The organism is Marinobacter xiaoshiensis, assembly GCF_031631795.1.
GTDB classification, from domain to species: domain Bacteria; phylum Pseudomonadota; class Gammaproteobacteria; order Pseudomonadales; family Oleiphilaceae; genus Marinobacter; species Marinobacter xiaoshiensis.
Genome location: NZ_JAVMBO010000014.1, coordinates 127,691 through 153,714 on the forward strand (window position 1 = coordinate 127,691; position 26,024 = coordinate 153,714).

Annotated in this window: 31 protein-coding genes; 10 read left to right on the forward strand and 21 right to left on the reverse strand. The window is 52.5% G+C overall.

Going from position 1 to position 26,024, the window contains the following annotated elements; translation table 11 throughout:
* Positions 1-69: 69 nt before the first annotated feature.
* The 5 genes from RKA07_RS10440 to RKA07_RS10460 all read right to left on the reverse strand — a co-directional run bounded on the left by RKA07_RS10440 (position 70) and on the right by RKA07_RS10460 (position 3,087).
* Positions 70-480, reverse strand: a complete 411-nt coding sequence (locus RKA07_RS10440; protein ID WP_310966290.1) for a hypothetical protein — start codon at positions 478-480, stop codon at positions 70-72.
* A gap of 291 nt (positions 481-771) precedes the next feature.
* The gene (locus tag RKA07_RS10445) at positions 772-999 is read right to left on the reverse strand and encodes a hypothetical protein (protein ID WP_310966291.1); all 228 of its coding nucleotides are present in this window, start codon (positions 997-999) and stop codon (positions 772-774) included.
* Positions 996-1,190: a helix-turn-helix transcriptional regulator gene (locus RKA07_RS10450; RefSeq protein ID WP_310966292.1), complete on the reverse strand. Its 195-nt coding sequence runs from the start codon at positions 1,188-1,190 to the stop codon at positions 996-998. The genes RKA07_RS10445 and RKA07_RS10450 overlap by 4 nt, the downstream gene beginning before the upstream one ends.
* A gap of 107 nt (positions 1,191-1,297) precedes the next feature.
* Positions 1,298-1,795, reverse strand: a complete 498-nt coding sequence (locus tag RKA07_RS10455; RefSeq protein ID WP_310966293.1) for a hypothetical protein — start codon at positions 1,793-1,795, stop codon at positions 1,298-1,300.
* Positions 1,792-3,087, reverse strand: coding sequence for a tyrosine-type recombinase/integrase (locus RKA07_RS10460; protein WP_310966294.1), 1,296 nt, complete (start codon positions 3,085-3,087; stop codon positions 1,792-1,794). The genes RKA07_RS10455 and RKA07_RS10460 overlap by 4 nt, the downstream gene beginning before the upstream one ends.
* 375 nt (positions 3,088-3,462) lie before the next feature.
* On the opposite strand from RKA07_RS10460, the gene RKA07_RS10465 reads away from it, so the two are divergent.
* Positions 3,463-3,681, forward strand: coding sequence for a hypothetical protein (locus RKA07_RS10465; RefSeq protein ID WP_200200734.1), 219 nt, complete (start codon positions 3,463-3,465; stop codon positions 3,679-3,681).
* Positions 3,682-3,748: 67 nt separating this feature from the next.
* Here RKA07_RS10465 and hemH read toward each other — a convergent pair whose 3' ends face one another.
* The 4 genes from hemH to RKA07_RS10485 all read right to left on the reverse strand — a co-directional run bounded on the left by hemH (position 3,749) and on the right by RKA07_RS10485 (position 6,317).
* A complete protein-coding gene (gene hemH / locus RKA07_RS10470) occupies positions 3,749-4,858 on the reverse strand; it encodes a ferrochelatase (RefSeq protein WP_200369539.1) in 1,110 nt (369 codons plus the stop codon).
* Between the two features lie 44 nt (positions 4,859-4,902).
* Entirely contained in the window at positions 4,903-5,331 is a 429-nt protein-coding gene (locus tag RKA07_RS10475; RefSeq protein WP_200200732.1) for a protein tyrosine phosphatase family protein, read from the reverse strand.
* 86 nt (positions 5,332-5,417) lie between these two features.
* Entirely contained in the window at positions 5,418-5,876 is a 459-nt protein-coding gene (locus RKA07_RS10480) for a DUF6691 family protein (protein WP_200200731.1), read from the reverse strand.
* A 3-nt stretch (positions 5,877-5,879) separates the two neighbouring features.
* Positions 5,880-6,317, reverse strand: a complete 438-nt coding sequence (locus RKA07_RS10485; protein WP_200369541.1) for a YeeE/YedE family protein — start codon at positions 6,315-6,317, stop codon at positions 5,880-5,882.
* Positions 6,318-6,710: 393 nt separating this feature from the next.
* Between RKA07_RS10485 and RKA07_RS10490 the strand changes: the two genes are divergently transcribed.
* A complete protein-coding gene (locus RKA07_RS10490; RefSeq protein WP_200369542.1) occupies positions 6,711-7,127 on the forward strand; it encodes a phasin family protein in 417 nt (138 codons plus the stop codon).
* A gap of 7 nt (positions 7,128-7,134) precedes the next feature.
* On the opposite strand, the gene RKA07_RS10495 is transcribed toward RKA07_RS10490, so the two are convergent.
* The 10 genes from RKA07_RS10495 to RKA07_RS10540 form a co-directional block, all read right to left on the reverse strand.
* Entirely contained in the window at positions 7,135-7,767 is a 633-nt protein-coding gene (locus RKA07_RS10495) for a TetR/AcrR family transcriptional regulator (RefSeq protein WP_200369543.1), read from the reverse strand.
* A gap of 18 nt (positions 7,768-7,785) precedes the next feature.
* Complete coding sequence (gene xthA, locus RKA07_RS10500) at positions 7,786-8,598, reverse strand: exodeoxyribonuclease III (RefSeq protein ID WP_200200727.1); 813 nt, start codon at positions 8,596-8,598, stop codon at positions 7,786-7,788.
* An 81-nt stretch (positions 8,599-8,679) separates the two neighbouring features.
* Positions 8,680-9,432, reverse strand: a complete 753-nt coding sequence (locus tag RKA07_RS10505) for a hypothetical protein (RefSeq protein ID WP_310966296.1) — start codon at positions 9,430-9,432, stop codon at positions 8,680-8,682.
* The gene (locus RKA07_RS10510; protein ID WP_200369544.1) at positions 9,433-9,957 is read right to left on the reverse strand and encodes a DUF2878 domain-containing protein; all 525 of its coding nucleotides are present in this window, start codon (positions 9,955-9,957) and stop codon (positions 9,433-9,435) included.
* Positions 9,954-11,231, reverse strand: a complete 1,278-nt coding sequence (locus RKA07_RS10515) for an SAM-dependent methyltransferase (protein ID WP_200369545.1) — start codon at positions 11,229-11,231, stop codon at positions 9,954-9,956. Before RKA07_RS10515 ends, RKA07_RS10510 begins: the two co-directional genes overlap by 4 nt.
* Positions 11,219-12,103: a DUF1365 domain-containing protein gene (locus tag RKA07_RS10520; RefSeq protein WP_200369546.1), complete on the reverse strand. Its 885-nt coding sequence runs from the start codon at positions 12,101-12,103 to the stop codon at positions 11,219-11,221. The genes RKA07_RS10515 and RKA07_RS10520 overlap by 13 nt, the downstream gene beginning before the upstream one ends.
* A 2-nt stretch (positions 12,104-12,105) precedes the next feature.
* Positions 12,106-13,371, reverse strand: a complete 1,266-nt coding sequence (locus RKA07_RS10525; protein WP_200369547.1) for an NAD(P)/FAD-dependent oxidoreductase — start codon at positions 13,369-13,371, stop codon at positions 12,106-12,108.
* On the reverse strand, positions 13,368-14,168 hold the full coding sequence (locus tag RKA07_RS10530; RefSeq protein WP_200369548.1) for an SDR family NAD(P)-dependent oxidoreductase: 801 nt from the start codon (positions 14,166-14,168) through the stop codon (positions 13,368-13,370). Before RKA07_RS10530 ends, RKA07_RS10525 begins: the two co-directional genes overlap by 4 nt.
* Positions 14,165-14,620 (reverse strand): nuclear transport factor 2 family protein, encoded by a 456-nt coding sequence (locus tag RKA07_RS10535; protein WP_227714612.1) that lies wholly within the window; start codon positions 14,618-14,620, stop codon positions 14,165-14,167. Before RKA07_RS10535 ends, RKA07_RS10530 begins: the two co-directional genes overlap by 4 nt.
* Complete coding sequence (locus RKA07_RS10540; protein WP_200369549.1) at positions 14,617-15,573, reverse strand: acyl-CoA desaturase; 957 nt, start codon at positions 15,571-15,573, stop codon at positions 14,617-14,619. Before RKA07_RS10540 ends, RKA07_RS10535 begins: the two co-directional genes overlap by 4 nt.
* A gap of 118 nt (positions 15,574-15,691) precedes the next feature.
* Between RKA07_RS10540 and RKA07_RS10545 the strand changes: the two genes are divergently transcribed.
* A complete protein-coding gene (locus RKA07_RS10545; protein ID WP_200369550.1) occupies positions 15,692-16,735 on the forward strand; it encodes an NAD(P)/FAD-dependent oxidoreductase in 1,044 nt (347 codons plus the stop codon).
* On the opposite strand, the gene RKA07_RS10550 is transcribed toward RKA07_RS10545, so the two are convergent.
* Entirely contained in the window at positions 16,725-18,209 is a 1,485-nt protein-coding gene (locus tag RKA07_RS10550; protein ID WP_310966297.1) for an HD domain-containing protein, read from the reverse strand. The genes RKA07_RS10545 and RKA07_RS10550 overlap by 11 nt on opposite strands.
* A 113-nt stretch (positions 18,210-18,322) precedes the next feature.
* Between RKA07_RS10550 and RKA07_RS10555 the strand changes: the two genes are divergently transcribed.
* From RKA07_RS10555 to RKA07_RS10585, 7 genes are all read left to right on the forward strand, one after another.
* Entirely contained in the window at positions 18,323-19,543 is a 1,221-nt protein-coding gene (locus tag RKA07_RS10555) for a PP2C family protein-serine/threonine phosphatase (RefSeq protein ID WP_310966298.1), read from the forward strand.
* 16 nt (positions 19,544-19,559) lie between these two features.
* A complete protein-coding gene (locus RKA07_RS10560) occupies positions 19,560-20,051 on the forward strand; it encodes an STAS domain-containing protein (protein WP_200200716.1) in 492 nt (163 codons plus the stop codon).
* A gap of 66 nt (positions 20,052-20,117) precedes the next feature.
* Positions 20,118-21,185 carry an NAD(P)H-dependent glycerol-3-phosphate dehydrogenase gene (locus RKA07_RS10565; protein WP_310966299.1) on the forward strand — a complete coding sequence of 356 codons (1,068 nt, stop codon included), beginning with the start codon at positions 20,118-20,120 and terminating at the stop codon, positions 21,183-21,185.
* A gap of 41 nt (positions 21,186-21,226) precedes the next feature.
* Positions 21,227-21,676, forward strand: a complete 450-nt coding sequence (gene sixA, locus RKA07_RS10570) for a phosphohistidine phosphatase SixA (RefSeq protein ID WP_200369553.1) — start codon at positions 21,227-21,229, stop codon at positions 21,674-21,676.
* A gap of 43 nt (positions 21,677-21,719) precedes the next feature.
* Positions 21,720-22,616 (forward strand): radical SAM protein, encoded by an 897-nt coding sequence (locus RKA07_RS10575; protein ID WP_310966300.1) that lies wholly within the window; start codon positions 21,720-21,722, stop codon positions 22,614-22,616.
* 23 nt (positions 22,617-22,639) lie between these two features.
* A complete protein-coding gene (locus tag RKA07_RS10580; RefSeq protein WP_310966301.1) occupies positions 22,640-23,206 on the forward strand; it encodes a DUF1285 domain-containing protein in 567 nt (188 codons plus the stop codon).
* Between the two features lie 200 nt (positions 23,207-23,406).
* Complete coding sequence (locus RKA07_RS10585; RefSeq protein WP_310966303.1) at positions 23,407-23,868, forward strand: FKBP-type peptidyl-prolyl cis-trans isomerase; 462 nt, start codon at positions 23,407-23,409, stop codon at positions 23,866-23,868.
* A 154-nt stretch (positions 23,869-24,022) separates the two neighbouring features.
* On the opposite strand, the gene RKA07_RS10590 is transcribed toward RKA07_RS10585, so the two are convergent.
* Positions 24,023-25,675 carry an electron transfer flavoprotein-ubiquinone oxidoreductase gene (locus tag RKA07_RS10590; protein WP_310966304.1) on the reverse strand — a complete coding sequence of 551 codons (1,653 nt, stop codon included), beginning with the start codon at positions 25,673-25,675 and terminating at the stop codon, positions 24,023-24,025.
* Positions 25,676-26,024: the final 349 nt, after the last annotated feature.

Consider the following 26,024-nt stretch of genomic DNA (forward strand, 5'->3'; position numbering starts at 1 on the left):
CCCGTTTCAGGTCTGGTGTGATCGATATATGACTAGATTGATACACATAGCGACTACCGATTTTAATTTTCATGCGGCCTCGCTTTTGAAATTCTGGAATAGGTTGCTTGGTGCGACTGTTGGGTTCACTTCCAGTTTGCCCTTGCATTCGTCTATGCCTCGCCAGGTCACGGCGTAAAGGGTGCAACGATGACGACCACCGCTGCGTGTCTCCTGGATTAGACCAGCTCTCAGGAGTCCTTTAAGCGCCTTGTTTAGTGTGCCGGGGGAGTTCCACCCCCTGACCGCCATTACTGTCCAGGATGCGCCCAAATCGCCGTTATTCTTGCCAGTGAATTGTGATGCTATATCCACCAGCAATTTGACTTCCCAGCCGCTTAGACTCCGGTATGCTTCACTGCTCAAAACGTGCTTGGGCAGCTGGAGAAAGGGCGCTGGAGCGCCTTTCCCGGTCAGTTTCGCGCGTCTATCCATTGCCATGAGCTCACCCCGCGCAATCTGCAAGTAGCCTTAAAGCTAGTCCTTGAGATTTAGGGCTCAGAACGTAAACGCAGTAGGTAACGGGCTTTCCATTTCGATCCAACGTTTTGCGCTCGTCTGTGTCGATCTCCAGCCCCTTATCGCGTAACGTCGAAATAAGTTGTGGGACGCCATTGCAGGGTATTTTGTCGAACAATTCCCGGACAGAGCGGGGCCCTTTCATCAACAGTAAGAGGGCTCTATACTGACGGGGAGATGAAAGACGTTTGGTTGTGGTGGCCGGCGTCTTTTTCATTTCTGCTCCCCCCGTTTATCTATGAATCGATAAAGCTCACTCAGAGCAACGGCCTTGCAGCCGCTTATACGCACTATTTCAAGTTCACCCCGTGCGGCAGCATCAGCTACCTCTGAAGCGGTCAACTTGAGCGCCTGGGGGACTTGCGAGAGGGCAAGGAATTGTTGGTTGTTGCTGGAGAACCAGCCGGGGCTGCGTTTTGGGGGTTGTTGATGCTGTCTCATGCTGCCAACTCCTTGCCAGCTTCCCAGGCTTGAATGTCTGAGAGCTTCCAGCGTGTGCAGTTGGGGCCTAATTTTACGGGAGAGGGGAACGCGCCTTTTTTTGCCCATCTCCAGGGCGTGACTCGGGAGACTTCGTAGCGGGAAGCAAGCTCCCTGTCGGATAGGTACTTCTCTTTCTGTTCAGGTTTCATCGTTTGACCTCGTGTGATTCTGCGTAACACGGGATCAAGGATGCTTTTGTAAGTGTTTTTGGCCGTACCAAATAGCAGTTGAAAAAAACGGAGTGCTATTTAGGGTCTTAGGTCATCGGATCCTTTCGAGCCTCTCGAAGCCAGTTATCTAGTGATTGCTCAGAGTAATCAGCACCCAACCCACTTTCCTCAATAATGCGCTTGGTAATACCTCTTGCAGCGCGACCGCGGTCCATAGCTACAGCTAGACGGGCTGCAGCCTGATGGTATTGCATTGCCCTGCTTCGTGGTCGAGGCAAAGTGTCATTGAGGGCTAGAGTGCAAGCCACCCAAGTTTTACATGCAGCATCATTGGCCTCAGCGATATGCTTTTCCATTCCATTAAACGGAAGATTTTGAGCCTGCATGACGAGCGGATAAAGTGCATCCTGCAATGCTTTGGCCTTCTGGCAGGCCACCTCAAGCTTGAGTTTTATTTCATCTCGGAGTGTTTGTGATTGCCCTTCACCCAGTTCACGGCCTTCAAACTCTACATCTCTGGACTGCTTCTCTCGAAGGTACTTTGCAGAATCTTGTATCCATTTTTCGATTTCAGAATTGATCATGTTTTACCTCCACCGATAGAAACGACTTTCGCGACTTCTTGCGCTTTGCCGTGGTAGCAATACTGCTCCCAGTCCTGCATCAGTTGCCGGCGTTTGTCTATCAGCTCTGAGCGCGCGTAGGCGGCGCGTGTAGCGTCACTGTTAACGTGAGCAAGGGCAAGCTCTGAAACCTCGTCAGCGTAGGCTGTGCGCTCTCTGGCCCAGTCCTTAAAGGTTGAGCGGAAGCCGTGAGCAGTGACTTTCCGATCCATTCGTTTAAGCAGAGCGGTTAGAAAGTTGTTTGATGGTAAGTCACCCTTGGGGCCGGGAAAGATCAAGTCGTCTGGGGCGCCTTTTTCCATCCCCTCAAGAATCTTGATAGCGGAATCTGCAAGCGGTACGCGGTGCTCCTTCTCGGATTTCATGCGACTGGCCGGTACCGTCCAGATTTTGCGGGCAAGGTCGATTTCCTGCCAGGTCACACCGGCTTTCCCTATCCGTTTATCGCCGATAACCTCATTAGTGCGGCTGGCGGTCAGAATCAGGAACTCCAAGGCCCTGGCAGCTGTTCCTGTGCGCTTTCCAAGGTCATTAATGAATTCTGGCATCTCATCCACTGGCAGCGCTGCGAAATGCCCCCGCTTTTTGATCTTCTCCGGGGAGGGGTAAACCTCATCTAGATAGCCCTGCCAACGGGCGGGGTTCTCGTTTGAGCGGTATCCGTGAATAGCGCACCAGCCGAGAATGTTCTCGATACGGGCTCTAACACGGTTGGCGGTTTCAGTTTTGGTTTCCCAGATAGGATCAAGAACTTGCTTGATGTGGGGAAGGTCAATCTCTCTAACCGGCAATTCGCCTAGATGGGGGATGGCGTAGGTGGTCAGGCTATTTGTCCACTGCGTTTCCTGACGGGGGTTCCTGAACTCCTTGGCCTTCATCCTGATGTATTCTTCCATCGCCTTCTGAAAGGTCAGGGTGCTTATTTGCTCTGCCAGCAGGGAGCGTTTTAGCGCTCGCTTTTCCTCCAGCGGGTCTATCCCGTTCCGGATCTTCTCTTTCACTTCCCGGGCTTTGTCTCGGGCCTGTGCAAGCGAAATCTCAGGGTAGGGTCCAAGACCAATATCTGGTCGTTTCTTTCCGACTTTGGTTCTTAGAATCCATTGCCTCGAGCCAGTGGTCGTAATCTTGAGAAGAAGCCCGGACACACCTCCAACTGGATAACGAACTTCTAACGGTTCGCCGGTTTCAGAATCTACCCGAAAAGAAAGGCGTTTTACTTCGATAGGGGAAAGCTCTTTAGCAATCTTTGGCATCGATTGGCCCACATCCTGGCGCACAAAAAAGGTTGTCATTGGATGCTACAGGGTGTTATCGTGAGTTACAAGCAATCAGGGTATGCGCTTGTTTCTAGAGAGGTATTTCTGATTAGTTGTTATTAGAATCAGTTAGTTATGCGGGTTTTTTAAGGTCTGGCCCACCGCCATTTTTTCCATGAAATCATATGCTTAATCTCTCCAGAATACTTCTCGCATCACCCAATAGCTCGCTTTAACTTTTACAAGTCAGTTGTGGTCCGGCACCCCGATGCATGCTCTTTGGTATTCCAGGCTTTAAACTGGACGAAGCGGCCCCATCTTATCCCCTTGACGCTGAGCTTTGTATTTCAGGGGTGCACACGGGAGGTAGATATGTCAGGCAATAAAGTAGATACCATGAACGAGGCTGGCGCTGTAGATCGTCGCGATCGCAAGTTTTCTGTCTCTACTAACCGCGGCCAGGCCAGCCACAGAGTGCGCTATGTTGAGACGGGTGGTGCCAGTGTGGATATTGATGAGTGCACCTTCTGTGAAGCCATGCCTGATCTTTCGGGCACAGGACAGCGCCAAAAGGATGAAGAGGAAGAATAGGGCGTACAGTGCTTCATACCATTTTCAAAATCGGCTCAGAAGCGGTAAATGCTACTGAGCCTTTGGTTTAAAGTTCCCGGCCAGGGTAGATCGCGCTTTTTTGCTCATTTGCGTGTTGATTGCGGGCGATGAGCGTTTCAGGCTGGTTATCCGGTAGCTGCCAGCCTTTGAGGTTTTCTTCAATTAATTGCACCAGAGCATCAATGTGCCCGGGTGTCGCATTGAGGGCGGTGATGTAGCTGAAGCCTTCACCGCCTGCCTCCATAAAGTATTCGCGATTTTCTTCGTCGATTTCTTCGATAGTCTCCAGGCAGTCAGACGAAAAGCCGGGGCAAAACACGTCTATAGACTTTACTCCCTGGCTTGGCAGAGTCTTCAGCGTCTCGTCGGTATAGGGCTTGAGCCACTCCTCTCTACCGAAGCGGGACTGGAAAGTGGTTATATAGTCTTCTTTCGCCAGTCCAAGCCGTTCCGCAAGAAGCCTTGAGGTTTTGTGGCACTCGCAGTGGTAAGGGTCGCCCTTCGTAAGGTATTTGAGGGGCACTCCGTGATAGGAGAGGACCAGTTTCTGGTTGCGCCCTTTTTCTTCCCAGTGGTTTTCAATATGGCGCGCCATCGCCTCAATGTAGGGCGAGTAGTCCGGGTAGTGAGAGACAAAGCGAAGGTCCGGTATCCAACGGCGCTTTGAGAAATCTTTTGCAATGGCGTCGAATGTAGAGGCAGATGTCGAAGCGGAATACTGCGGGTAAAGTGGCAGGACTATAAGTTTCCTGACACCTTGCTGTTGCATTTCATCAAGTACCCGTGGAATTGAAGGGTTGCCGTAGCGCATGGCAAAGCCTACAACCACATCGTTGCCGTATTTCTTTCTCAGGCTCTCCTGAATGCCTTCGGCTTGCTTCGCTGTATGAATCAGTAGTGGCGAGCCCTCAGGTTGCCACACGCTGGCGTACGCCGCAGCGCTGCGCTTGGGGCGGATGCGAAGGATAACGCCATGCAATATCAGCCACCAGAGGGGGCGAGGTAGCTCAACTACTCTGGGGTCAGACAAAAACTCACCCAGGTAGCGCCTTAAAGCTGAGGGGGTTGGGGCATCTGGAGTGCCCAGGTTGGTTACCAGTACACCAATCCGTTCCGGCTGGTTGTGCCGGAAGTTCTCTGAACCTTTGTATTGCATGGGGAGGTGAATCCTGAGCGTTGATCGAAAATACGAAAGACTATTTACTGGCTGCGAGCTTGCTGCGCCATGCGAGGGGCCAGACCACTGATGTCGTATCCGGCGCCTCGCGCTTTTGTGAAAATTTCCTCGGCGTTAACACTGCGAGCAGCATTCAAAGCCCAGAGCACAGTACAACGGGTTCCGCTTCTGCAGAAAGCCAATACGGGCTTTTCGGAATTCTGGATCATTGCCCCAAAATGATCCACATCGGCGTCAGTGATGTTCCCCGATGCCACTGGCATGTAAACCCAAGTCATGCCATTTTCCAATGCGGCGGCCTCGAGATCAGCCATAGCCGGCTGTCCAAATTCCTCCCTGTCTGGACGGTTGGCAACCAGTGTCTTGAAACCAAGCCTGGCGGCTTCTGCCACATCGCCGTACGTAATCTGTGGAGCGACAGAAATTGTGTCGTCAATCTTTCGGATATCCATGGGGGTTAGTCTCCGGATTCGGTAAAAAACGACGCCATCATCTCATAGGTGATGGCGTCTGTCAGAATGATAGGCGGTCAGTCGGCTCACTCTTGGGCCGTCGTGCTCCAACCTTGGGCGGGCTTGCCCGCTCGCATGCGCTCTATCAGTTCGAACAGGCCCATGCCAGCCACCATGGACGCTACAAATACAACGGATTTGATTTCACCCGCGCCCACACCTACAAGCCCGGGGCCCGGGCAGATACCGGCGATACCCCAACCAACCCCGAACAGCAAGCCGCCGATGACCAGGCGTTTATTTATATGTGACTGGCCCGGCACCCTCATGCTGAAACCAAGGAACGACAGGGTTCTTTTTCGCGCAATCGCAAATGCAAAAAGCCCAACGATAACTGCGCCGCCCATCACGAATGCAAGAGAGGGGTCCCAAAGGCCCGCAATATCAAGGAAACCTAACACTTTTTCCGGATTTGCCATGCCAGAAACAATCAGTCCAATACCAAACAGCAAGCCTGCGAACAACGAGGCCAAAGCAGATTTCATGAATTACACTCCCAATACGTGTCGGATTATATAAACAGTCAAAAACCCGGCGAACATGAAGCTCACCGTTGCCGCTAATGATCTGGGCGACAGCCTTGAAAGCCCGCAAACCCCATGACCACTTGTACAACCCGAGCCATACCGTGTGCCCACGCCCACAAGGAGCCCTGCAATTATAAGCGCTGGGTATCCGGCCTCTATCTCAATGGGCGGCAGTTCCGCAGAAAGCACCCATATAGCCGGTGCACCGATAAGACCGGCGAGAAAGGCTATGCGCCAGCTAGTGTCACCGGATGATGGAGACAGCAAACCTCCAAGTATTCCACTGATTCCGGCAACCCTGCCGTTTAAAAGAAGAAAACTGGCAGCAGCGAGGCCGACCAATACGCCACCAACCAGAGCCGACCAGGGAGTAAAACTACTCCAGGCTATGTCAATCATTCAGTAACTCCTATAACGCACGATTTCAGTTAAGGTATTCTAATTGCCTTCCAGTGCTAAGCAGATTCCAAAGATGGAATAGGAATAAGCTTATAACCGGAAGCAATCATACCAAAAAAAAGCCCGGCGGGAATGCCAGGCAGAAGTGTGCGAGTAGTATCCATGAAAGACTTCCAGACAAACCGGCGTCAGCAGGGACTCCGGTATAAGCAAGTATTGTCTATATTATGAACACTTCAAGCTTGAGGCACTCTTGCATGGGAACATTTTTGCATATAAATCCCACTCTTATACTGCGGCCTGTTGCAAAGCGGCTCTCAGCCCGACTGAAATTGCCTGCCAGCTGTAATATAATAAGCGCCAAGCGAACTATCCCTTCCCTGAGGTTGTTACATGTCTGATGAGAACGACAAGAAGCCGGAAAATGATCCGCAACTTGCTGCAAAAATAAAGGATTCAGCACGGCAGATCTGGCTGGCTGGTCTTGGGGCCTATACGAAAGCTGAGGAAGACACCGGTCGCTTCTTTGATCGTCTCGTCCAGGAAGGCGAACAGTTGGAGAATAAGACCCGGGGAGCTGTCGAGAAACAAATTCGCTCCGTGGAAGATCGGGTTGAGGGTGTTCGCGAGCGGGCAACCGGCACCTGGGACAGGCTTGAACATCTTTTTGATGAGCGCGTTTCGGGCGCCTTGCGCAGGCTGGGCATTCATCGCAGTGAAGATATAGCTGCCCTGGAACACAGGATTGAAGCTCTGGAAGCGGAACTGTCGATGCTGCGGGACGGCCACCGCGCAGACGAAGAAGAATAAAGGGAGATTACACCAGGTATTCCTGGCTGATCAGTTTCGCGTGCTCCTGAACATCGGGGACGAAGTAGGGCAGCATAAGGTGCATCATCTGATAGACGCCGCGACCGGGATCTACCGATTCCCGGTCGTCAAGATGGGATAGAGTGTCATATGCACTCCAGTAACAGGCGGTAAGGGTGAGCTGCTCGCACAGAGAGTCCAGGTCATCATCCTCAATGCTCATCATGTTTTGGTTCCGTAAGCTTTGGCAGATGCTACGGAATGCCCCGGTCTTCTTTTTAAGAATCCGTTTGAATCGCAGTTGCAAGCGATCGTAACGGGACAATACATTCACCAGATCCTGGTACAGAAACCGGTACCTTGCCACTGCCTCAAATAAAATGTGCAAGAAAAAACTCTGTTGATCCAGGCTGATATCTACGTCTTCGGGAACAGAAAGCAAATCCAGCACTTCGGATTCATAGGCAGAAAACAGCTCTTCTACAATGTCGCCCTTACTTTTGAAGTGGTAATACAGGTTGCCGGGGCTGATATCCAGCTCATCCGAGATCAACAACGTAGTTACGTTAGGCTCACCCAGACTGTTGAATAACGACAGGCTGGTGTTAAGTATTCGATCCCGGGTTTTAATTTTTGTCATATCGGCCCCGGCCAGGTATCAGAGGTCAAATGTAGCCCATACCGGGCAGTGATCGGATGGCCGCTCCATGCCACGGAACTCGTAAGACACGCCAGCTTCCTTTGCTTTCGTTAACAGGCCGTCGCTGGCCATGATCAGGTCAATACGCAGACCCCGTTTGGGCTCCCGTTCAAACCCTTTACTGCGGTAATCAAACCAACTGAAGGTTTGTGCCTCATCAGGGTACAGGTGGCGAAACACATCGGTGTAACCTCGAGCCTCAACCTGGGCCAGCCATTCACGCTCTTCCGGAAGGAACGAGCATTTGCCGGTACGCAGCCACCGCTTTGCGTTGTCTGGGCCAATACCGATATCTTTATCGGTGGGAGAAATGTTCATGTCACCCATGATCACCACGTGGCCGTCCCGATCGTTAAGCTCGTCCAGATAGGCCATCAAATCTGCGTAAAACTTTTCTTTGGCTGGAAACTTGATGGGGTGGTCGCGGCTCTCGCCTTGGGGGAAATAACCGTTGAGAACAGTGAGCTTTTGCCCATTAATTGTGAACTGGCCGGTAATCATGCGGCGCTGGGCGTCTTCGTCATCTCCAGGGTAGCCTTTAGTAACCTGATCTGGCTCCATGCGTGACAATAAGGCAACACCGTAGTGGGTTTTCTGGCCGTGGAAATGCACGTGGTAGCCCAGTTCACGAATGGCCTCAACCGGGAATTCTTCATCTCTTACCTTGGTTTCCTGAAGGCCGATAAAGTCGGGGTTATGGCTTTCAATCAGCGCTTCAAGCTGGTGCAGGCGGGTACGTATACTGTTGACGTTAAAAGACACAAACATCATGACTAAAAACTCTCCGGCGTTGGTTGCCGCAGGAGTTTACCACATTGAAACCGCTGAGCTGCGTCCCTGGAGACGGCAGTTTCAGGGAATGAGGTCACATTCCGGATAGTTGTTCACTTCATAATGGATGGTCGCAGTGTGGTTTTGGTCAGCGTTCTCGCGCACGTTGGTAAGGCCCGAGTAGGCTGTGAGAGCGCCTTTGTTGTTGTAGCCAAGAACAATAGGATCCACCAGGAATTTCAGAACAAGGCTTTCCGGGCGGATTTGCACCAGATGATCGGCCTCTATTGAAAGGTTTTGAGCAGGCTCCAGTATAAAGGCGTAATCCGTTCCACGGGTGGGTGCCAAGAACCGGAATTTTACGGATTCACCATTGGTAAGCTTATGCCAGTTCTGGCGTACCAGGTTGTCAAAGCCGGCATCCACCACCAGATCGTTCGAACCCCCTAAATTGGACTGTTTGATTTCTCCCCCGGGCTGCTGCCACACAATCGCCGCAGAATCTGAAGCCGGGTAGGTAATTTCAAGCGACTCTTTAAAGTCTGGCTGTTGATATTTCACCACTGGGCGCAAAAGAGAAGAGCGGTAATCGAGGCGCTTTTCAGCGAAAGGGTGGCGATTACTTTCAGCTCGGCGGATATAGACAACCCTATGCTCCAGAGGCTGGAACACTCCGGCTTTACAAGAACCTTCAATGCGGTGCCGTTCCTCATATAGCGCTTCTCCAGTGCTGGATTCCGCCTCCCCGGTAAACTCAAACAGACCAGCAGATGCTGGTGCTGCCAAGGCGGCCAGAACAATCGCAGCAGCAACAGTTGTTCCTGTCCGAGTCATCTACACAAGCTCCGGGTAGAGTGACTTGCGAAAGAACAGTAACAACGGAAACACTACAAACCAGCCCAGAGCCAAGGCTGCCAGGGAGAGCGGCAAGTCCGGAAGGGCTACATTTCCCAGTTTACTTGCCGACCAATAGGCGAGTGGACCTGCAATGGGCGCAAACACAAAGGCCAGCCAGACTTTGCGACTGATCCAGTTCAGGGAATGGCTGAGGGTGGTCATGAAGATTGCCCAGATAGCCACCAGCCACACAGGTGTAATCAGGTGTTCATCGCCTGTGTTGCCATCAGTCAGAATGCCGGCATTGAGCCAAAGGCCATCAAGCAGGGAGCCAACAAGGACCCCCAGCCCGATAAATTGCAATTCCGTAAAGCGATGCTGGCTCACCAGCACAAAATGGATAACCAGAAACGCCACGACCACCAAGGGCCCCATCAGATCGGGATACACAACACAGGTAAACCAACCGATCTGAAAGAGTAAGAAGTTCAGTATATTACGAGCAGCTTCTGAAGTAATCATACACTCAGTATGTTCTGCCGCTTATTGCCGGGCTTGGCGAAAACCAACTGTGATACTCCGATAGCCCGCTCGCTGAACCCTGCTTCGCAATAGGCGAAGTAGAAGTTCCAGAACTTGCGAAAGGCCTGGTCGTAACCCATGGATTCGAGGGCGTCCCGGTTGGCCATAAAGCGGTCACACCAGTCCCGGAGCGTGCGAGCATAATGAAAGCCGGTATCTTCCGAATGGGTGAGTACCAGGTTTGACTGATTACGCACCGATTCCAGAATGGCACCGAAAGATGGGATAAAGCTCCCGGGGAAGATAAAACGCTGGATAAAGTCCACATTTTTCAGGGCGCGTTGGTAACGCTGTTCCGGCATGTTGATGGCCTGAATCAGGGCCAGGCCATCTGGTTTCAGCAAGGCGTTAATCTGGCTGAAATAGCTGTCCAGAAACTGCGGTCCAACGGCCTCGATCATCTCAATGGAAACCAGCTTGTCGAATTGGCCTTCCAGGTCGCGATAATCATCGAAGAGCATGGTGATTTTGTCGTCCAGGCCTTCGCTGCGTACCCGCGCTTGTGCCAGTTCCAGCTGCTCTTTGGAGATGGTTGTGGTGGTTACGTGACACCCGTAATGTTTGGCAGCGTGAATGGCAAAGCCCCCCCAGCCGGTGCCTATCTCGATCACACGGTCGCCGGGCTGCAAGTCCAGCTTCTTACAGATGGTGTCAAGCTTGTGAACGGCGGCTTCCTCCAGTGTCGATTCCTCACTGGGGTAAATCGCAGAGGAATACATCATGGTGGGGTCGAGAAAGGTTTCGAACAGATTGTTGCCCAGATCATAATGGGCACTGATGTTCTTTCTGGAGCCATCTTTTGTGTTGCGGTTCAGCCAGTGCAAGCCTTTCAGCGCAGGCTTGGTGACCCAGCTGAATTTGTCTTCAAATTCGTTCATCCGGTCTATGTTGCGGGTAAAGAACCGGAGCAGGGCAACAAGATCCGGTGATGACCAGTCTCCCGCTACGTAGGCTTCAGCTGCGCCAACGCTGCCGCCAGTCAGCAGGTCACGCCACGTGCTTTGGTGGTGTACGATCAGCTCTGCCGGTGGGTGTTCAGAGTTGCCATCGCCAAAAATCAGGTCGTCCATGCCGGATTCGCGAATAGTGAGTGTGCCTGCCTCCAGTTGCCGTAGCTGCTGGATAACCAGGTTGCGCGCAACGCGTGTAACCAGAGAAGAGCGGCCCTTCGAGCTGGTGATACTGGTAGTGGCCGAAGTGTTTATGTTCTCCATGAGCTTACCTTTCCTCGAGTCTTGTTTGAGTCGCCTGTGCTGGTCACATCGACACCCTGATCGGTGTTCCCCAGCCTGTGGGCGGGGTCACTGTCAGCGAGTTTGTCCGGGTGGGTGTAGAAGGGCGCACCCTTGAATTTCAGCTTCAGCGCGTGCCAGTAAATACCGGCAGCAACCTTGAATGCTTCCACCGGGAACTGGCGCAGACTTTTATGAAGGGTTTTACGTGTGAGAGGGGCTCTCTGGACTACCAGGGTGGCATCAAAATGTTTTTTGCCTTCTTCCAGCACGTTCATGTGAATTCTCAGCTCCGGCCCACGAAAGCTGAATGTCCATTCGTAGTGTTGCGCCATGGCGTTGAAGGGAGACACATGAAAGCGCTTGGTGAACCCGAACTGTTCTGTGCGCCAGCCAGCAGAATTGGGCTCGCTGCCCGTTGTTTCCAGGCAATACACATGACGCTCATGCCAGGGGGTATTGGTAATCTGCGCCATGATCACAGCAGGAACATCGCCGTTGGCGCCACTTTTGCCAGTGCGATAGCAAAAGTAAAAACTCACCGGGTTGAAAATATACCCGGCGTAGCGGGGGTGAGTAATCAACTCCACCGTCCCGTCAGGAAACCAGCCTGTTGCCGCTTTTACCTGATCCCGCACCGCTTCTGACAGGTCACCGGCCTCAGGTCGGAAGTAGTCTTTGCGCCTCAGGGACATCCAGTTGAAGCGTTCCAGCGAGAAGAAGGGGCTTACATTGGCAACCTGATGCCACTCATCGGTATCCAGCGCCAGCATGCCAGTGTGGTATTCAAACTCGTGCCGAACCGGATACAAACGCCGGTGTCGGATTGAGCCATGTAACCATTGGCTACCCATGTTCAGAGCTCCACTCCAAAATCACCCGTTACCCGCAGGGCGCTGCGCACGCCATCCTCATGGAAACCGTTGAACCAGTATGCGCCGCAATAATGGGTGCGGTTTTTATTGCCAATGTCTGCATACCGCTCCTGGGCTTGAACGGCTTCAAGGGTAAACACAGGGTGAGCATAGTTGAACCGCTTGATGACCTTATCCGGTGCGATGTCACGACTGCGGTTCAGGGTGACGCAGAAAACCTCCGGGGCCTGATGAAAATTCTGCAGAATGTTCATGTTGTAGGTGACCGAAACCGGCTCGGTGCTGTGCTTTGGAATGTGGTAATTCCACGCGGCCCAGGCTCTTTTGTTGCTTGGGAGCACGCTGCTGTCAGTGTGCAGAACCACATCATTCTTTTGATAAGGAATGGCACCCAGAATGTCACGTTCCTGGTCGCTGGGGTCGGTCAGCATCTTGAGTGCCTGGTCGCTATGGCAGGCAAATATGACCTGATCGAACTCGTGGGCCTGCCCTTGTGCCGTTACCGTAACGCCGCTCTCATTTCTGCTTACAGCTTGTACCGGTGTATTCAGGCGAATGCAGTCACCAAGTCGATCCATCATTGCTTTCACATATTGGGCAGAACCACCGGAAATAACCCGCCAGGTGGGACGGTCGTCAACCGATAGCATGCCATGGTTATTGAAGAACTGGAGGAAAAAGCGGATCGGGAACTGCTCCAACACAATTTCCGGCGCCGACCAGATAGCTGCACCCATGGGCACAATGTAGTAGTTCCGGAAGTATCGGGAGTAGCCGTTGCGGTTCAGGTAGGCGCCCAGAGTTTCAGTGCTTTCGATATTTCCAGCCGCCATGTCGGCGCGGGTTTCTTTATTAAACCGGAGAATCTCCCGAACCATATTCAGGAATCGCAGATTGAACAGGTTTTTACGTTGGGCAAATAGCGTATTCAGGCTGGTACCATTGTACTGCAGGCCCGTGGTAGTACTGTCTACGCTGAAGCTCATATCACTGACTTCGGAAGGTACTCCCAAGCGCTCCATCAGGCGCATGAAATTCGGGTAGGTCCAGTCATTGAACACAATAAAACCGGTATTAACCGGCCAGGTTCGCCCGTCTGCTTCCACATATTCAGTGTTGGTGTGGCCACCCGCGTAATCGCTGGCTTCAAAGATTTCTACATCGTGTTTTTCTGCCAGAAGCCAAGCAGCCGTGAGGCCAGATACACCGGCACCGATAACGGCAATTCGCTGACGTTCGTTGTTCATTGATTGGTTTCCTGTTCGCTGGAGCTTTTGCGGGCCATGGAAGCGGCCATGCGGTCAATCAGTGACTGGGGCAGGGCTCCCAGACATTTCAAAATCCATGTAAAGCGCTTGGGGAAAGCGATTTCGCTATGGCCCTTGGCAAGGCCGCTCACAATCCGTTCTGCGGCCTCTTCGGCAGTGACGAGAAAGGGCATAGGAAAATCGTTGCGGTCGGTCAGGGGCGTTTTTACAAACCCCGGAGATACCAGCACCACATCAATTCCTTCTGCGGCAAGATCCGCTCGCAGGCTCTGGGTGAAGTACGCCAAGGCAGCCTTGGATGCGCCATAGCCTTCTGCCCGGGTGAATGGAAACCACCAGGCAGAAGAACCTACAATAACCAGGGTGGCTGGCAAGTCTTTGGCGCGAGCACGGCGCAGTGCAGGCAAGGCAATGTCAATACAGCGCGCAGTGCCGATCACATTGGTTTCAACATTCCGGGTAATAACATCGCTGTTGTAATCGGCGACATCGAGGTATTCACAAGTACCGGCATTGAGTATGGCCATATTAAGATCGCCAAAGGATTCCAGATTTGGCGCTATGGCTTGCAAGTCCTCTTTGCTGGTTGTGTCTGCCACTGCCGGAACAATCCTTTCTGCTGCAAGACCTTGAAGCTGCTCCAGGGGTTCAACACGGCGTCCGGTAACGATTAATCTGTGCCCACCGCGTATGAGGGCCCGGGTTACAGACTCGCCAATCCCGGAACTGGCGCCGGTGATCCAGATATTGGATACGGTTTTAAGGCGATCGCTCATCCTGCGTAACCCTTCACCCAGCGAACAACCCTGCCAATCACCGGGAGGTTTTCATACAGCAACTGGCCCGCATCGAAATAATCCCGGTGATAACAGATTTTGCCGCACTTCACGGCCACATGGCTGATGCCAGCAACCTGTATTTCACGCCCGCCACGAATGCGCTTGTGGCGTAAAAGCATTACCCAGGGAATAGTGGCAGAGCTGTCCTGAACCACGGCATCTTCAAAAACAAATTGGCAGGAGATTACGTTGGAATAGGCCCCGGCGAAGTAATGGGTTAACGCATCAAGGCCTTCGACAGCGCCAAGCGGGTCCTGAAACTGTATGTCCTCACTGTACACAGCAGGCAACTTGTGCAGGTTACCTTTGTCCAGTTGGTTGAACAAAACCCTGAACGCTTCCAGTGTCGCGGGCATGGCCGGGTTGGGACAGCCAACTTCGATTTTCATTTCTGCACCTTTCTGATTTGGTCACGCTGGCGGGTTTCTTCCCGAATATGTTTGGGTATCGGGTTCAAATCCCAAATGATGCCCAGTTTCGATAAAGCCCAAAGCCCATACCAGGTCACATCGATTTCGTACCAGCGGAATCCTTGGCGGACAGATTGAGGCCAGCGATGGTGGTTGTTGTGCCAGCCTTCACCGAGGGTAAGCAGCGCCAGCCAGAAGTTGTTGCGGCTGTCGTCCGATGTTTCAAAGCGGCGCTTACCCCACACATGGGAGAGGGAGTTGATGGAAACCGTTGCGTGGAACAGCGCCACTGTGGAAATGAAGAATCCCCAAACCAGCAGCTGCAGACCATTAGTGCCAAGCTCCGGTGCCCAGGCAGCTAGCGCTTCACCTAGCCCGTAAATCGAAAGTGCAGACGCAGCTGGCACCAGCGCATCAAAACGGTTGAGAAGTTTGAGTTCAGGGAATTTCAGCCAGTCGCGTATGCGCTTTTCATCGGTAATAAAGCCTGCATCACAGGTAAACCACCCCATATGGGCCCACCAGAAACCGCCGTGATGAGGGGAGTGCAGGTCTTGTTCCCGGTCAGAATGCTGGTGGTGGTGCCGGTGATGCGCTGCCCACCAAAGGGGCCCCCGTTGAGCTGCACTGGCACCGAGCACCCCAAAAATGAATTGTGCTGCGCGACTGGTTTTAAAGGTCTTGTGTGCAAAGTACCGATGATAGAATCCCGTAATGGCGAACATTCTTAGCCAGAAAAACACAAGGGCAAAACCGGCTGCAAACCCGCTAACGCCGGTGTAGAAGGCCAGTAAACAGGCCAGGTGCAAAGCCAGAAATGGTATAACGCGCACAACGTTGAAGGCGCGGGAGTTAGCATCTATGTGATCCGATCCGGCGTCGGAATCGAACCATCTTTGAATATTGATGAAGAAATTTTGCACTCGGGTCATACCCTGATTGCCCTTTTGCTCTGAATGGAACCTGTACAGCGAGGTGTTCGGAAATCCCGGGCCCTGTCGCTTGCTCGTTTGTACGCTCTGACCACTGTAATTGGATGCACCATAAACCATGTTTAATCAGACGATTTCTGAAAATGATATACGCCGTATCGCGATAGTTGGTTCAGGCCTTGCCGGTTTAACTGCCGCCATCAAACTGAAAAAGAAGGGCCACGACGTAACAGTGTTTGAAAAAAGCCGAGGCCCCGGCGGCAGGCTCGCAGCCAAACGGGTTGCCGGTGGTTCCGCAGATGTTGGTGCCCAATACTTCACTGCCCGCAATCCCGACTTTTTGCCATTTCTGACAGAGTATGCCGGGAAGAATAGCTTTGGCACGTGGAAGGGTCATCTGGCGTTTCAGAACAAGCAAGGCCAGTGGCAGGGGTTTCCTGAGGAACCCCGCTATGTTGGTACGCCGAGAATGACTGCTATTTCCCGTGCGCTGGCGGCCCATGTAAATGTGGTGGCAGAAACCCGGATCGAACAACTTGTTCGCAACAGGGATGGTTGGTTACTCTCGGATACCGGTGGAGAGCAGGTGGGCCAATTCGATCAGGTGATTATCACCGCGCCACCGGCCCAGGCCAGAGATTTGCTGGCGCAAAGTAATTTGCCTGAATTGGCTGCACAGCTTGATGATGCAGTAAGCCGGGTTTTACCCTGCTGGGCTGTGGCCGTCAGGTTTGAGGAAAACCCATGGCCGCGCCACCTTGGCATGCGGTGTGATCATCCCGCTCTTTACTGGGTGGCCAATAACTCCAGTAAACCTGGGCGTGAAAGTGCAAATTCCGAGGACAAAGGCGTGTGGTGGGTGTTGCATGCAAACGCTGACTGGACGGAACAGAATGTCGATGCAACGCCGGAGCAGGTAACAGCAGATTTAACCGCAGCCTTCCGGGAACTGACCGGATCGGATGCAAAAGCGACCGACTCAGTCGCTCACCGCTGGCTGTATGCTCGCTCAGAAGGTGGCGCCAACCCGGGCCACCTTTGGTTTGAAGAGCAGGGTATCGGCCTTGCGGGCGATTGGCTCTGCGGCGGCAGGGTTGAAGGCGCTTTCGACAGCGCCTCTGGTTTGGTATCTGCCTGCTCGGCAAAGCCAGTTAGCCGGTGATCCCTTTTGCGGCATCTACGGTGGAATCCGGGCGGGTATAAAAGTGGGTGATGGTTCCGTCGCTGAACTTGCTGAAAAAAGCACTGACATCGGTAATCTTTTTCAGCGAGCGGGTACGGTTCACCGGGTCCCGCACCAATACCTTTATGCCGTTGAAGTTATCCTGAATGTTGGAAAAACGAGCCCGCATTGAGCAAGTCACCACGTGGGCAGGATTCAATTCCATAGCTTCGGCCAGCCAGGCGCTGTGGCTGGCAATGCCACTGGCTGACAGATCTTCCCGGGTATCCAGGTGGTTCAGCTTTACCCGGTTGACGATGCAGAAGGAAAAACTGTCGGGGCGCTGGCGGGCAACCTTCCGGAAAGCTTCCCAAAAGAAGTTGTCAGTGAGTTCTGCAAAGTACCGCATGTTGCTAAGGCAGGTATCAACCCACTCAAAGCTCTCTGCATCCTCCAGAACTTCGTTGATGGCCTCACGTAACAGCCAGTCAAATCCCAGCGCTGTTTTGTGGGCGTATACCTTGCGGTACATCTGGTAGCGGCTGTATACAAAGTCCTCCAGCGCCCCCAAACCTTTCTGGGTAATAGCCAGTCCAAGCCAGGGTTCTGATTCGTCCCATCCAATACGCAGGTTGCTGAGCAGGTGATCGAGGTTAAACCCACCGATGGTTACCGACGAGTGGAACCCGTCGCGGAGCATGTAATCCGCGCGATCGGCATCAATTTCCCCGGATACAATGGATGAGAGCAGGCCAAGCACCAGCTGCGGAATATTCTCGCTGATCAAGGACCCGGCTTCTGCATCTTCTCCTGCAATAAACCCCCAGAAGGTTCTGGCATGGCGGCAGAAGGTCTCGCTGGGCGTTACCTCGGTGGTTTCCATAATGCCGATAACATCTTCGGCATGGAGCCCGGCGCCTTCCATATCCACCGCTGCGAGCACATCGTGCGCTACCCGCACGGAATAGTGCTCGTGTTCCAGTTCCTCTGGCTCGGTGCTGTGGTAGGCAGAGTAATCGACGCCTTCCCACAAGTCGGCAAAGCGACTAGGGCGGCTCATCAGATCACGAATCCGCTGTGCCTTGGTGAACTGATGGGAAAAGCTTGAGTGCCCACTGTCATGAAGCAGGCAGCCCATTCGAATGGTCTTGGCCAGGTAATCAATGGCGTCGAGTTGGCTCAAGCTGAGGTCGGTCTGGTTGCTAAGCTGTCGCTCACGCAGGTAGGCGTCGATCATTGAGCGGAACATGCGCGTGCCAACGTGCATCACGCCAATGCTGTGCAGAAACCGGGAGTGTGTTGCGCCGGGGAATACCAGACTGAGAATGTCGTTTTGGCAGATGTTGCGCAGGCGCTGGAAAAGAGGGTGGTCAATCACCTGCACCTCATGACGGTATAACGGAATTGCACCGTGAACCGGATCCATTATCAGCTTGTCATAAGCGCCTAACAGGTCATTTACTGCACTTCTCATTCGCAGGAATCTCCGGGTTTCGTGAAACTGGCCTTGTTATATCACAGGGGCGTGCCAAAATAGGTTTTGAAAAGCCGATTTTCGTTTATCGCTAGTAGTTTAGGGCAGCAGCCATGACCTCGCGCACCGGGCGCCTACTCATTCGAATACTGATCATTGATGCAGACGAGAAGACTCGTGCCGAACTTGCGCGCTACCTTGAAACCAGGGGCTTTTACGTGTCGGGATATCATGATCTGGCCACAGCAAGTGCGGTCATTGAAGATAGCATGCCCGATGTTATCTTTGCAGACCTCATGCCCCCTCAGATCGAGAGCCTGGCAGATCAGCTGGACGAAGCTGAATCACCAACGCCCATCGTTGCATTCTCAGCCACTGAATCGAGTAAACAGGTCGTAGACGCGCTTCGTGCCGGCGCATCGGATTTTGTCCTCAAGCCGTTTGCTAAAGATAAAAAGTCCCTGAGCGATGTGATTCGCAAGTTGCTCGACCGTGTAAGGTTGAGTCGGCTTAATCAGTTGTATCGTCAGGAGCTGGAAGACGCCAACCGCGACCTGAGGGATGGCATTGCAGAATTGCGAGCCGATCAAAGGGCAGGACGCAAGGTTCAAATGCGCATGTTGCCGGAGAAAGAGCAGTTTACCGGTGGCCTTTTCGTCGACCATCTGATCAAACCCTCTCTTTATCTTAGTGGCGACTTTCTCGACTACTTCCCTCTTAGTGAAGACAAGACACTGATCTATATTGCCGATGTGTCCGGCCATGGTGCCAGCTCCGCATTCGTGACCGTGCTGCTGAAAAACCTGAGTAACCGGTTGCAGCGCAACCTTCGTCGTGGCTCTACTGACGACATTCTTTACCCTGACCGCTTTCTGCAGCGAATTAACTCTGAACTGCTCGATACCGGCCTGGGAAAACACGTTACGATGTTTGTTGGTATCATATCCCTTAGCGAGCGTAAGTTAAGATATTCAGTGGGAGCCCATTTCCCGATGCCGGTGCTCTCATTTGAAGGCGGGGAAACGGCATTTCTGGAAGGTAGCGGCCTTCCAATAGGGCTCTTTGAAAACCCTGAGTGGGAAGTGTATGACGTTGCTCTGGACAAACCTTTCCACCTGATTCTGTTTTCAGATGGGATTCTTGAAGTCATCCAGCAAAAGAGTCTGGATGAAAAGGAGCAGAGACTACTTGAACTCGTATCTGGAGGTCGTCACACTGTCGCATCTCTAAACGAGGCTCTCAAGCTCGATGAGATCACGGAGTTGCCGGACGATATCGGTATAGTGACGGTTACTGATACGGTTAAAGTGTCAGACAACACATCGTTGAAATAGTGGCAGTGTGAGAGACATGGCTGGTTACAAGATCCTGCAGGCTGAAAAACAGGGCATTTATGTCCTTAAGTTTATTGGAGAAATCCGGCTGAACCTTTGTTGCACGCTGGATAACCTGGTTGATTCCATTACTCTGGATCCGCACTTCAAAACCGTGGTGATTGATCTCACGGAAACTGAAATTATTGACAGTACCACCCTCGGCCTCCTCGCCAAAATTGCGATGGCCGCCCAAAAGCAAAGCCAATTCTTACCTACGCTTATTACAACCAACCCGGATATTACCCGTATTATCACCTCCATGGGCTTTGATAAGATCTTTATTATCGTCCGTGAGCCTGCCTCCCGCATCGAAGAACTCGAAGAAATACCTGTATTGAGAGCGAGCGAGCAGGACGTGCGTGACAGGGTATTGGCCGCTCATAAAGTTCTTATGGGACTGAACAGCCAAAATCGGGAAGAGTTCAAGAATCTTGTTCGCGCTCTGGAGTGCGAAGAACCCAGCTGAGCCGCTGTGTTTGCCTCATCAGGGCCCCAACGGATTCGAACCTGATTCAAAATAGACGGACTAACTATGCCTGAACAAAACGAGCCTCTAAAACATGGGGCTGAAGAGCCGGTGCACGATGTAGCGGTTCTCGGAGGAGGCAGCTTTGGCTCTGCCCTGGCAAAAGTACTCGGTGAAAATGGTCACCGGGTGCACTTCTGGATGCGTGATGAGGTCCAGGCTGAAGAAATCCGCACAACCGGCATCAACAGCCGTTACATGCCAGATGTTGTAATTGAAGGCGATATACTGCCAACCACGGACCTGGGCAGCGCTGTAAACAAGGCGGAAATCGTATTTGTCGCCATCCCCAGCAAGGCGTTCCGTGCCGTAATCAAAGAAAACAGTGGCAACTTTCCCCAAGGACAGATTGTTGTAAGCCTGACCAAGGGCATAGAAGCCAATGGCTTCAAACTCATGAGCGAAATTCTCCAGGAAGAGATCCCTCAGTGTCGCATTGGGGTTCTAAGCGGCCCGAACCTGGCGAACGAAATTGCAAACCGGGAGCTTACCGCCACGGTGATTGCAGCCAAAGATCCCCAGGTAAGAAACAAGGTTCAGGATCTTCTGGGGTGTGAGTACTTCCGTGTGTATGCCAACGTGGATATCTATGGCGTGGAACTAGCGGGCGCGCTCAAGAATATCTACGCCATTGTTTCTGGTTTAGCCTCCGCCTTGAATATGGGTGAAAACGCCAAGGCCATGCTGATTACCCGCGGGCTTGCGGAAATGAGCCGCTTTGCTGTCAGCCTTGGAGCAAACCCGATGACCTTTATGGGGCTTGCGGGCGTAGGTGATCTGATTGCTACCTGCACTTCTTCAAAAAGCAGAAATTTCCGGGTTGGCCATGCTGTAGGCCAGGGTAAGAAGCTGGATGATGCAGTGGCTGAGCTAGGTCAGGTAGCGGAAGGCATTTACACCCTGGAGCTGGTGAAAGAAAGGGCTGAAGAGCTAGGGATCTACATGCCCTTGGTTCGCGGGCTTTTTGAGATTTTGTACGGAGACGCTCCCATCAGTGCCGTGATCAACAAACTGATGATGTCTGTGCAGAACTCCGACGTGGAGTTCATACTGCCGAGAACAGTCGCAGAATAAAAAGTAAAGGGTAATGCGGGAGCCACTATTGGAGGTTAACTGTGCATCTGCTCATTATGCGTCATGGCGAGGCTGGCTGGCATTCGCTTGATCAGGAACGAACACTCACCGAAATGGGCCGCAAGCAGGTTGCGCAGTGCGCCAGGCAGATCGCCGCATCGCCTTGGCGCCCTGAAGTTATCTGGAGCAGCCCCTACATACGTGCACGGCAAACAGCGGCCATTGTGTCAGAAATCCTGAACTGCCCCGTGGAAGAGAAAGACTTCATTACGCCGGATGACGACCCCGGCGTTTGCCTGAACGCCCTGCTTGAAAGCAAACACTCGCCATTAATGCTGGTATCGCATATGCCTCTGGTAGGGGCCTTATCCACATTGCTGGTTGATGGGCACCGTCGGGGCATTCCCTTTATGACGTCGCAAGCAGTGGTTCTTGATATGCCCGTTGTAGGCCCTGGCTGCGCAGACTTGAAAACCCAGTTTTTGCCCTGATTGAATTATGATCAGGGTCACTTCTATTGTTTGAGTACAGATTATGTACAGCTTTCCTATTGATTATGTTGAACCCGTTTTCCGGCCACCCAGCGAAGCAAAATCGCTGATACTGCCGGTAACCAATGGGTGTTCGTGGAATAAGTGCACCTTCTGCGAAATGTACACCCAGCCACAGAAAAAATTTCGCGCCCGCAAGCCGGAGGATGTCCGCAAGGATATTGAAAATGCTGCCAAAAGCCTTGGCGGCGTAAAGCGAGTATTTCTGGCAGATGGTGACGCCATGGTGCTGCCGACCCGGCGGCTATTGGAGATTCTGGGGGAGCTGAATGCAGCGTTCCCGGAATTGCAGCGGGTGGCCAGCTACTGCCTACCCAGAAATCTTGCCAAAAAAACCGTAGAAGAACTAAAGCAGCTGCGGGAAGCGGGGCTTAAAATCCTCTATGTAGGTATGGAATCCGGGGACGATGAAGTCTTGCGCCGCATCAATAAAGGTGAAACCTGGGAATCAACACGCTCTGCCTTGGTGAAAATTCGTGAAGCGGGGCTAACCAGCTCTGTAATGGTGTTGAATGGTTTAGGCGGCGAAACTCTTTCCCGCCAACATGCCATCAACACGGCAACCCTGTGCAACGAAACCCAGCCCGATTACCTGTCTACTCTGGTGGTCAGTTTTCCCCAGGGCGAAGCACGTTTCCGTGAAGGGTTTGGTGCGGATTTTGTACCGCTTTCCCAGCAAGGCCTGTTTGAGGAGATTAAAACCTTTCTTGAACACCTTGAACTCGATAGAACCATATTCAGAAGCGACCATGCCTCAAATTACCTGATCCTCAAAGGGACCCTGGGACGCGACAAGCAGGCCTTGCTGGATCAGGTTAACCTGGCCATCACCAGCCCGGGTGCAGTGCCGCTCAGGGCCGAGTGGCAGCGTGGGTTGTAATTACCGGTTAACGGAGCAGAGATATGAGCCAAAGCCCGGACAATATTGTTGAACAAGTGCAGAAAGCTGGAAAAAACCTCAGCCATCCACCGCTGGGTAAATGGCACCCGGAGCTTTCTGGAGACATGGATCTGCGCGTGAGCCGTGATGGCGAATGGATTCATAAGGGTGAACCAATCAGCCGGGAAGCCATCGTCAAGCTGTTTTCAACCATACTCCGCCGTGAAGAAGACGGGCACTACTACCTGGTAACGCCTGTAGAGAAGTGGCGGATTCAGGTTGAGGATACGCCTTTGCTTGCTCACTCTCTCACCGTTGAGGGAAGCGGCGAGCAACAGATCATGAAGTTAACCACCAACGTGGGCGAAACTATTGAAGTTGGCGAAGAGCATCCCCTGGAAGTCGGGAGCTATGAGGAATCCGATCAACCCAGGCCCATAGTGCGGGTTCGCCATGGTGTCGATGCTCGCCTTGTAACAGCGGCTTACTATGATCTGGCGGAGCACGTTGTGGAGCAAACCGTCGATGGAAAACCGGTGCTGGGCGTATTCAGCCACGGAAATTTCTACAAAATCGGGCAGGGCGGTTGAAAAGCCTAGCCATGCCCCCAGAAATGACGGTGGAAAACGCACTCTGTCACTTGTTAAACTGTGTTTTCACTCTTGTTACGAGCCTGGCTCTCAAACGAGGCCCGGTGGTCGTTAGTCCCTCTGTTCAGTCTGGCTGTTCATGATTACTTTCGATTACCCTTAATCAATCAAACAGTCATTGCGACACTCAAGGAGATCACATGGCCCAACCTCGCGTTGTTACCATCCACTACACGCTCACCAACAACCAGGGAGAAGAGCTGGACTCCTCCCGTGGCGAAGGTCGCGAGCCTCTGTCTTATCTGGAAGGTGCACAAAACATTATCGGCGGGCTGGAAAGTGCTCTGACCGAAAAGAGCGCAGGCGACCAGGTTAAAGTTTCTGTTGAGCCTGCTGAAGGCTACGGCGAAATCAACGAAGAGCTGGTTCAGCCAGTTCCACGTACCGCGTTTGAAGGTGTAGACACCATCGAACCAGGTATGCAGTTCCAGGCGCAGACCCCGGGTGGCCCCCAGGTTGTACGTGTTGTGGAAGTGAGCGAAGAGACCGTCACCATCGACGCGAACCACCCGCTTGCCGGCGAGACTCTGCACTTTGATGTTGAAGTCATCGAAGCGCGTGACGCCACTGAAGAAGAACAGGAACACGGCCACGCTCACTAAGAGTGTTGGAACGGTTTCTGAAGAAGGGCTCCTGAGGGGGCCCTTTTTTTGTGGTGCTGTAATGCCGTGATAAAAAAACGGAGATGCGGTTTCAGTCGCAACTCCGTTCTTTTTAAGCACCGGGTAAATCGATGCTTCAAGCTACCAAGCCAACTTACATGTTGGGGTAGTTTGGACCACCGCCGCCTTCTGGCGTTACCCAGGTGATGTTCTGCGAAGGGTCCTTGATATCACAGGTCTTGCAGTGAACACAGTTCTGGGCGTTGATCTGGAACCTCTTACCGCTACCATCATCCTTTTCAACCACTTCGTAAACCCCGGCAGGGCAGTAACGTTGAGCAGGCTCATCGTACTTCGGCAGGTTGTGGTTAATGGGAATGTCAGGGTCGGTCAACTTCAAGTGAACCGGCTGGTTTTCCGCATGGTTGGTGTTGGAAATAAACACCGACGTAAGGCGGTCAAAGGTCAGCTTGTTATCCGGCTTGGGATAGGTGATCTTTTTGCACTCAGCTGCAGGCTTCATTGCAGCGTAGTCAGGCGTCAAATCACGCAGCGTGAAAGGCAGGCTTCTGCGCAGAATGTTCTGCTCAAAGAATGCAATTGCGCCACCAATAAAGTTACCGAACTTGTGCATAGCCGGGCCGAAGTTGCGCTCATCGTACAACTCTTTATACAGCCAGCTCTTTTCAAAGCGGTCCGCAAAACTGGTAATTTCCTCACCAGTTTGGCCATTCTTGAGTGCTTCAAATACTGCTTCAGCGCCTAAAAGACCTGACTTCATAGCAGTATGAGATCCTTTGATCTTGGAGCTGTTCAATGTGCCCGCATCGCAACCCAATATCAGACCACCAGGGAAGCTCATCTTGGGTAGAGCGTTGTATCCACCCTTGCTCAGGGCACGGGCGCCATAAGAAACCCGTTTGCCGCCTTCCAGATACTTTCGGAATTCAGGGTGCAGCTTGAGTCGCTGGAATTCTTCAAACGGGCTCATGTGCGGGTTGCTGTAGGAAAGGTCAGCAATCAACCCAACATATACCTGGCCGTTCTCAAGGTGATAAAGGAAAGAGCCACCGGTAGAGCCGGTTTCTGTCAGGGGCCAGCCGGTTGTGTGTACAACAAGGCCTGGCTCATGCTTGGCTGGGTCGATGTCCCACAGCTCTTTAATGCCGATACCGTAGTGCTGAGGGTCTTTGCCTTCGTCGAGCTTGAAATCTTTAATCAGACGCTTGCCGAGATGTCCACGACAGCCTTCGGTAAACAGTGTGTATTTGGCGCGAAGCTCCATGCCGGGCATGTAGCCTTCTTTTTCCGAGCCATCGGCTGCAACACCCATGTCACCGGTAATGATACCTTTAACCTGGCCATCTTCTACAATCGTCTCAGCTGCAGCAAACCCCGGGTAAACTTCTACGCCCAGTGCTTCTGCCTGCTCGCCAAGCCAGCGGCACAGGTTACCAAGGCTGATAATGTAGTTGCCGTGGTTGTGCATGTTCTTCGGTACAAATGCGTTTGGTATCTTGGTTCCCTTATCCTGGTTTTTCAGCAGGAAAATATCGTCACGGGTAACCGGAGTATTCAGTGGGGCGCCTTTTTCTTTCCAGTCGGGAAAGAGTTCGTTGAGGGCGGTGGGCTCAAATACGGTACCGGCCAGAATGTGCGCGCCGATCTCAGAACCTTTTTCTACTACGCATACCGTCAGTTCTTCGCCGGACTCTTGTGCCAGCTGCATCACTCGGCAAGCTGCCGACAAGCCAGCAGGGCCGCCGCCGACGATAAGAACATCAAATTCCATCGATTCGCGTTCCACGTTGGTCTCCTCAAACATCTTTAATGGATATTGTATGCCCGTAGGCTTTTTTAAAATTCTGGGGCGCCATCATACCGGTAAATGTTTGCCCAGACGACTACCCACAGGCGAATACTCAGCCTTTATACGCTTAAAGGATAACGTATTTAAGGATTCAAACAAACGTTTGTTTGAATTTTAGGCAAAGGTTTGGCATTGTAGATTTGTGCTGTAATTCAGTGCTCTGAGCCGCCTGGAGCGTGTGATGCTGCCATTGGCAGCAGGCGCCGTACCGGTTAATTGGCCCAGAAAACATGCGTGGCGCGTCTAACTGGACTATTGACCCATTTAATCTTTGCCTTCAGTATTA

Coding starts and splice junctions, on each gene's coding strand:
- RKA07_RS10545 (WP_200369550.1), top strand. CDS start 15,692: ATGTTTAATCAGACGATTTCTGAAAATGATATACGCCGTATCGCGATA.
- RKA07_RS10480 (WP_200200731.1), bottom strand. CDS start 5,876: ATGAAATCTGCTTTGGCCTCGTTGTTCGCAGGCTTGCTGTTTGGTATT.
- RKA07_RS10550 (WP_310966297.1), bottom strand. CDS start 18,209: ATGAGAAGTGCAGTAAATGACCTGTTAGGCGCTTATGACAAGCTGATA.
- RKA07_RS10555 (WP_310966298.1), top strand. CDS start 18,323: ATGACCTCGCGCACCGGGCGCCTACTCATTCGAATACTGATCATTGAT.
- RKA07_RS10535 (WP_227714612.1), bottom strand. CDS start 14,620: ATGAAAATCGAAGTTGGCTGTCCCAACCCGGCCATGCCCGCGACACTG.
- RKA07_RS10560 (WP_200200716.1), top strand. CDS start 19,560: ATGGCTGGTTACAAGATCCTGCAGGCTGAAAAACAGGGCATTTATGTC.
- RKA07_RS10510 (WP_200369544.1), bottom strand. CDS start 9,957: ATGATTACTTCAGAAGCTGCTCGTAATATACTGAACTTCTTACTCTTT.
- RKA07_RS10445 (WP_310966291.1), bottom strand. CDS start 999: ATGAGACAGCATCAACAACCCCCAAAACGCAGCCCCGGCTGGTTCTCC.
- RKA07_RS10460 (WP_310966294.1), bottom strand. CDS start 3,087: ATGCCAAAGATTGCTAAAGAGCTTTCCCCTATCGAAGTAAAACGCCTT.
- RKA07_RS10440 (WP_310966290.1), bottom strand. CDS start 480: ATGGCAATGGATAGACGCGCGAAACTGACCGGGAAAGGCGCTCCAGCG.
- RKA07_RS10575 (WP_310966300.1), top strand. CDS start 21,720: ATGTACAGCTTTCCTATTGATTATGTTGAACCCGTTTTCCGGCCACCC.
- RKA07_RS10520 (WP_200369546.1), bottom strand. CDS start 12,103: ATGGGTAGCCAATGGTTACATGGCTCAATCCGACACCGGCGTTTGTAT.
- RKA07_RS10565 (WP_310966299.1), top strand. CDS start 20,118: ATGCCTGAACAAAACGAGCCTCTAAAACATGGGGCTGAAGAGCCGGTG.
- RKA07_RS10540 (WP_200369549.1), bottom strand. CDS start 15,573: ATGACCCGAGTGCAAAATTTCTTCATCAATATTCAAAGATGGTTCGAT.
- RKA07_RS10485 (WP_200369541.1), bottom strand. CDS start 6,317: ATGATTGACATAGCCTGGAGTAGTTTTACTCCCTGGTCGGCTCTGGTT.
- xthA (WP_200200727.1), bottom strand. CDS start 8,598: ATGATGTTTGTGTCTTTTAACGTCAACAGTATACGTACCCGCCTGCAC.
- RKA07_RS10505 (WP_310966296.1), bottom strand. CDS start 9,432: ATGACTCGGACAGGAACAACTGTTGCTGCTGCGATTGTTCTGGCCGCC.
- RKA07_RS10490 (WP_200369542.1), top strand. CDS start 6,711: ATGTCTGATGAGAACGACAAGAAGCCGGAAAATGATCCGCAACTTGCT.
- RKA07_RS10495 (WP_200369543.1), bottom strand. CDS start 7,767: ATGACAAAAATTAAAACCCGGGATCGAATACTTAACACCAGCCTGTCG.
- RKA07_RS10530 (WP_200369548.1), bottom strand. CDS start 14,168: ATGAGCGATCGCCTTAAAACCGTATCCAATATCTGGATCACCGGCGCC.
- RKA07_RS10465 (WP_200200734.1), top strand. CDS start 3,463: ATGTCAGGCAATAAAGTAGATACCATGAACGAGGCTGGCGCTGTAGAT.
- RKA07_RS10450 (WP_310966292.1), bottom strand. CDS start 1,190: ATGAAACCTGAACAGAAAGAGAAGTACCTATCCGACAGGGAGCTTGCT.
- RKA07_RS10515 (WP_200369545.1), bottom strand. CDS start 11,231: ATGGAGAACATAAACACTTCGGCCACTACCAGTATCACCAGCTCGAAG.
- RKA07_RS10525 (WP_200369547.1), bottom strand. CDS start 13,371: ATGAACAACGAACGTCAGCGAATTGCCGTTATCGGTGCCGGTGTATCT.
- RKA07_RS10585 (WP_310966303.1), top strand. CDS start 23,407: ATGGCCCAACCTCGCGTTGTTACCATCCACTACACGCTCACCAACAAC.
- RKA07_RS10580 (WP_310966301.1), top strand. CDS start 22,640: ATGAGCCAAAGCCCGGACAATATTGTTGAACAAGTGCAGAAAGCTGGA.
- RKA07_RS10475 (WP_200200732.1), bottom strand. CDS start 5,331: ATGGATATCCGAAAGATTGACGACACAATTTCTGTCGCTCCACAGATT.
- RKA07_RS10455 (WP_310966293.1), bottom strand. CDS start 1,795: ATGATCAATTCTGAAATCGAAAAATGGATACAAGATTCTGCAAAGTAC.
- hemH (WP_200369539.1), bottom strand. CDS start 4,858: ATGCAATACAAAGGTTCAGAGAACTTCCGGCACAACCAGCCGGAACGG.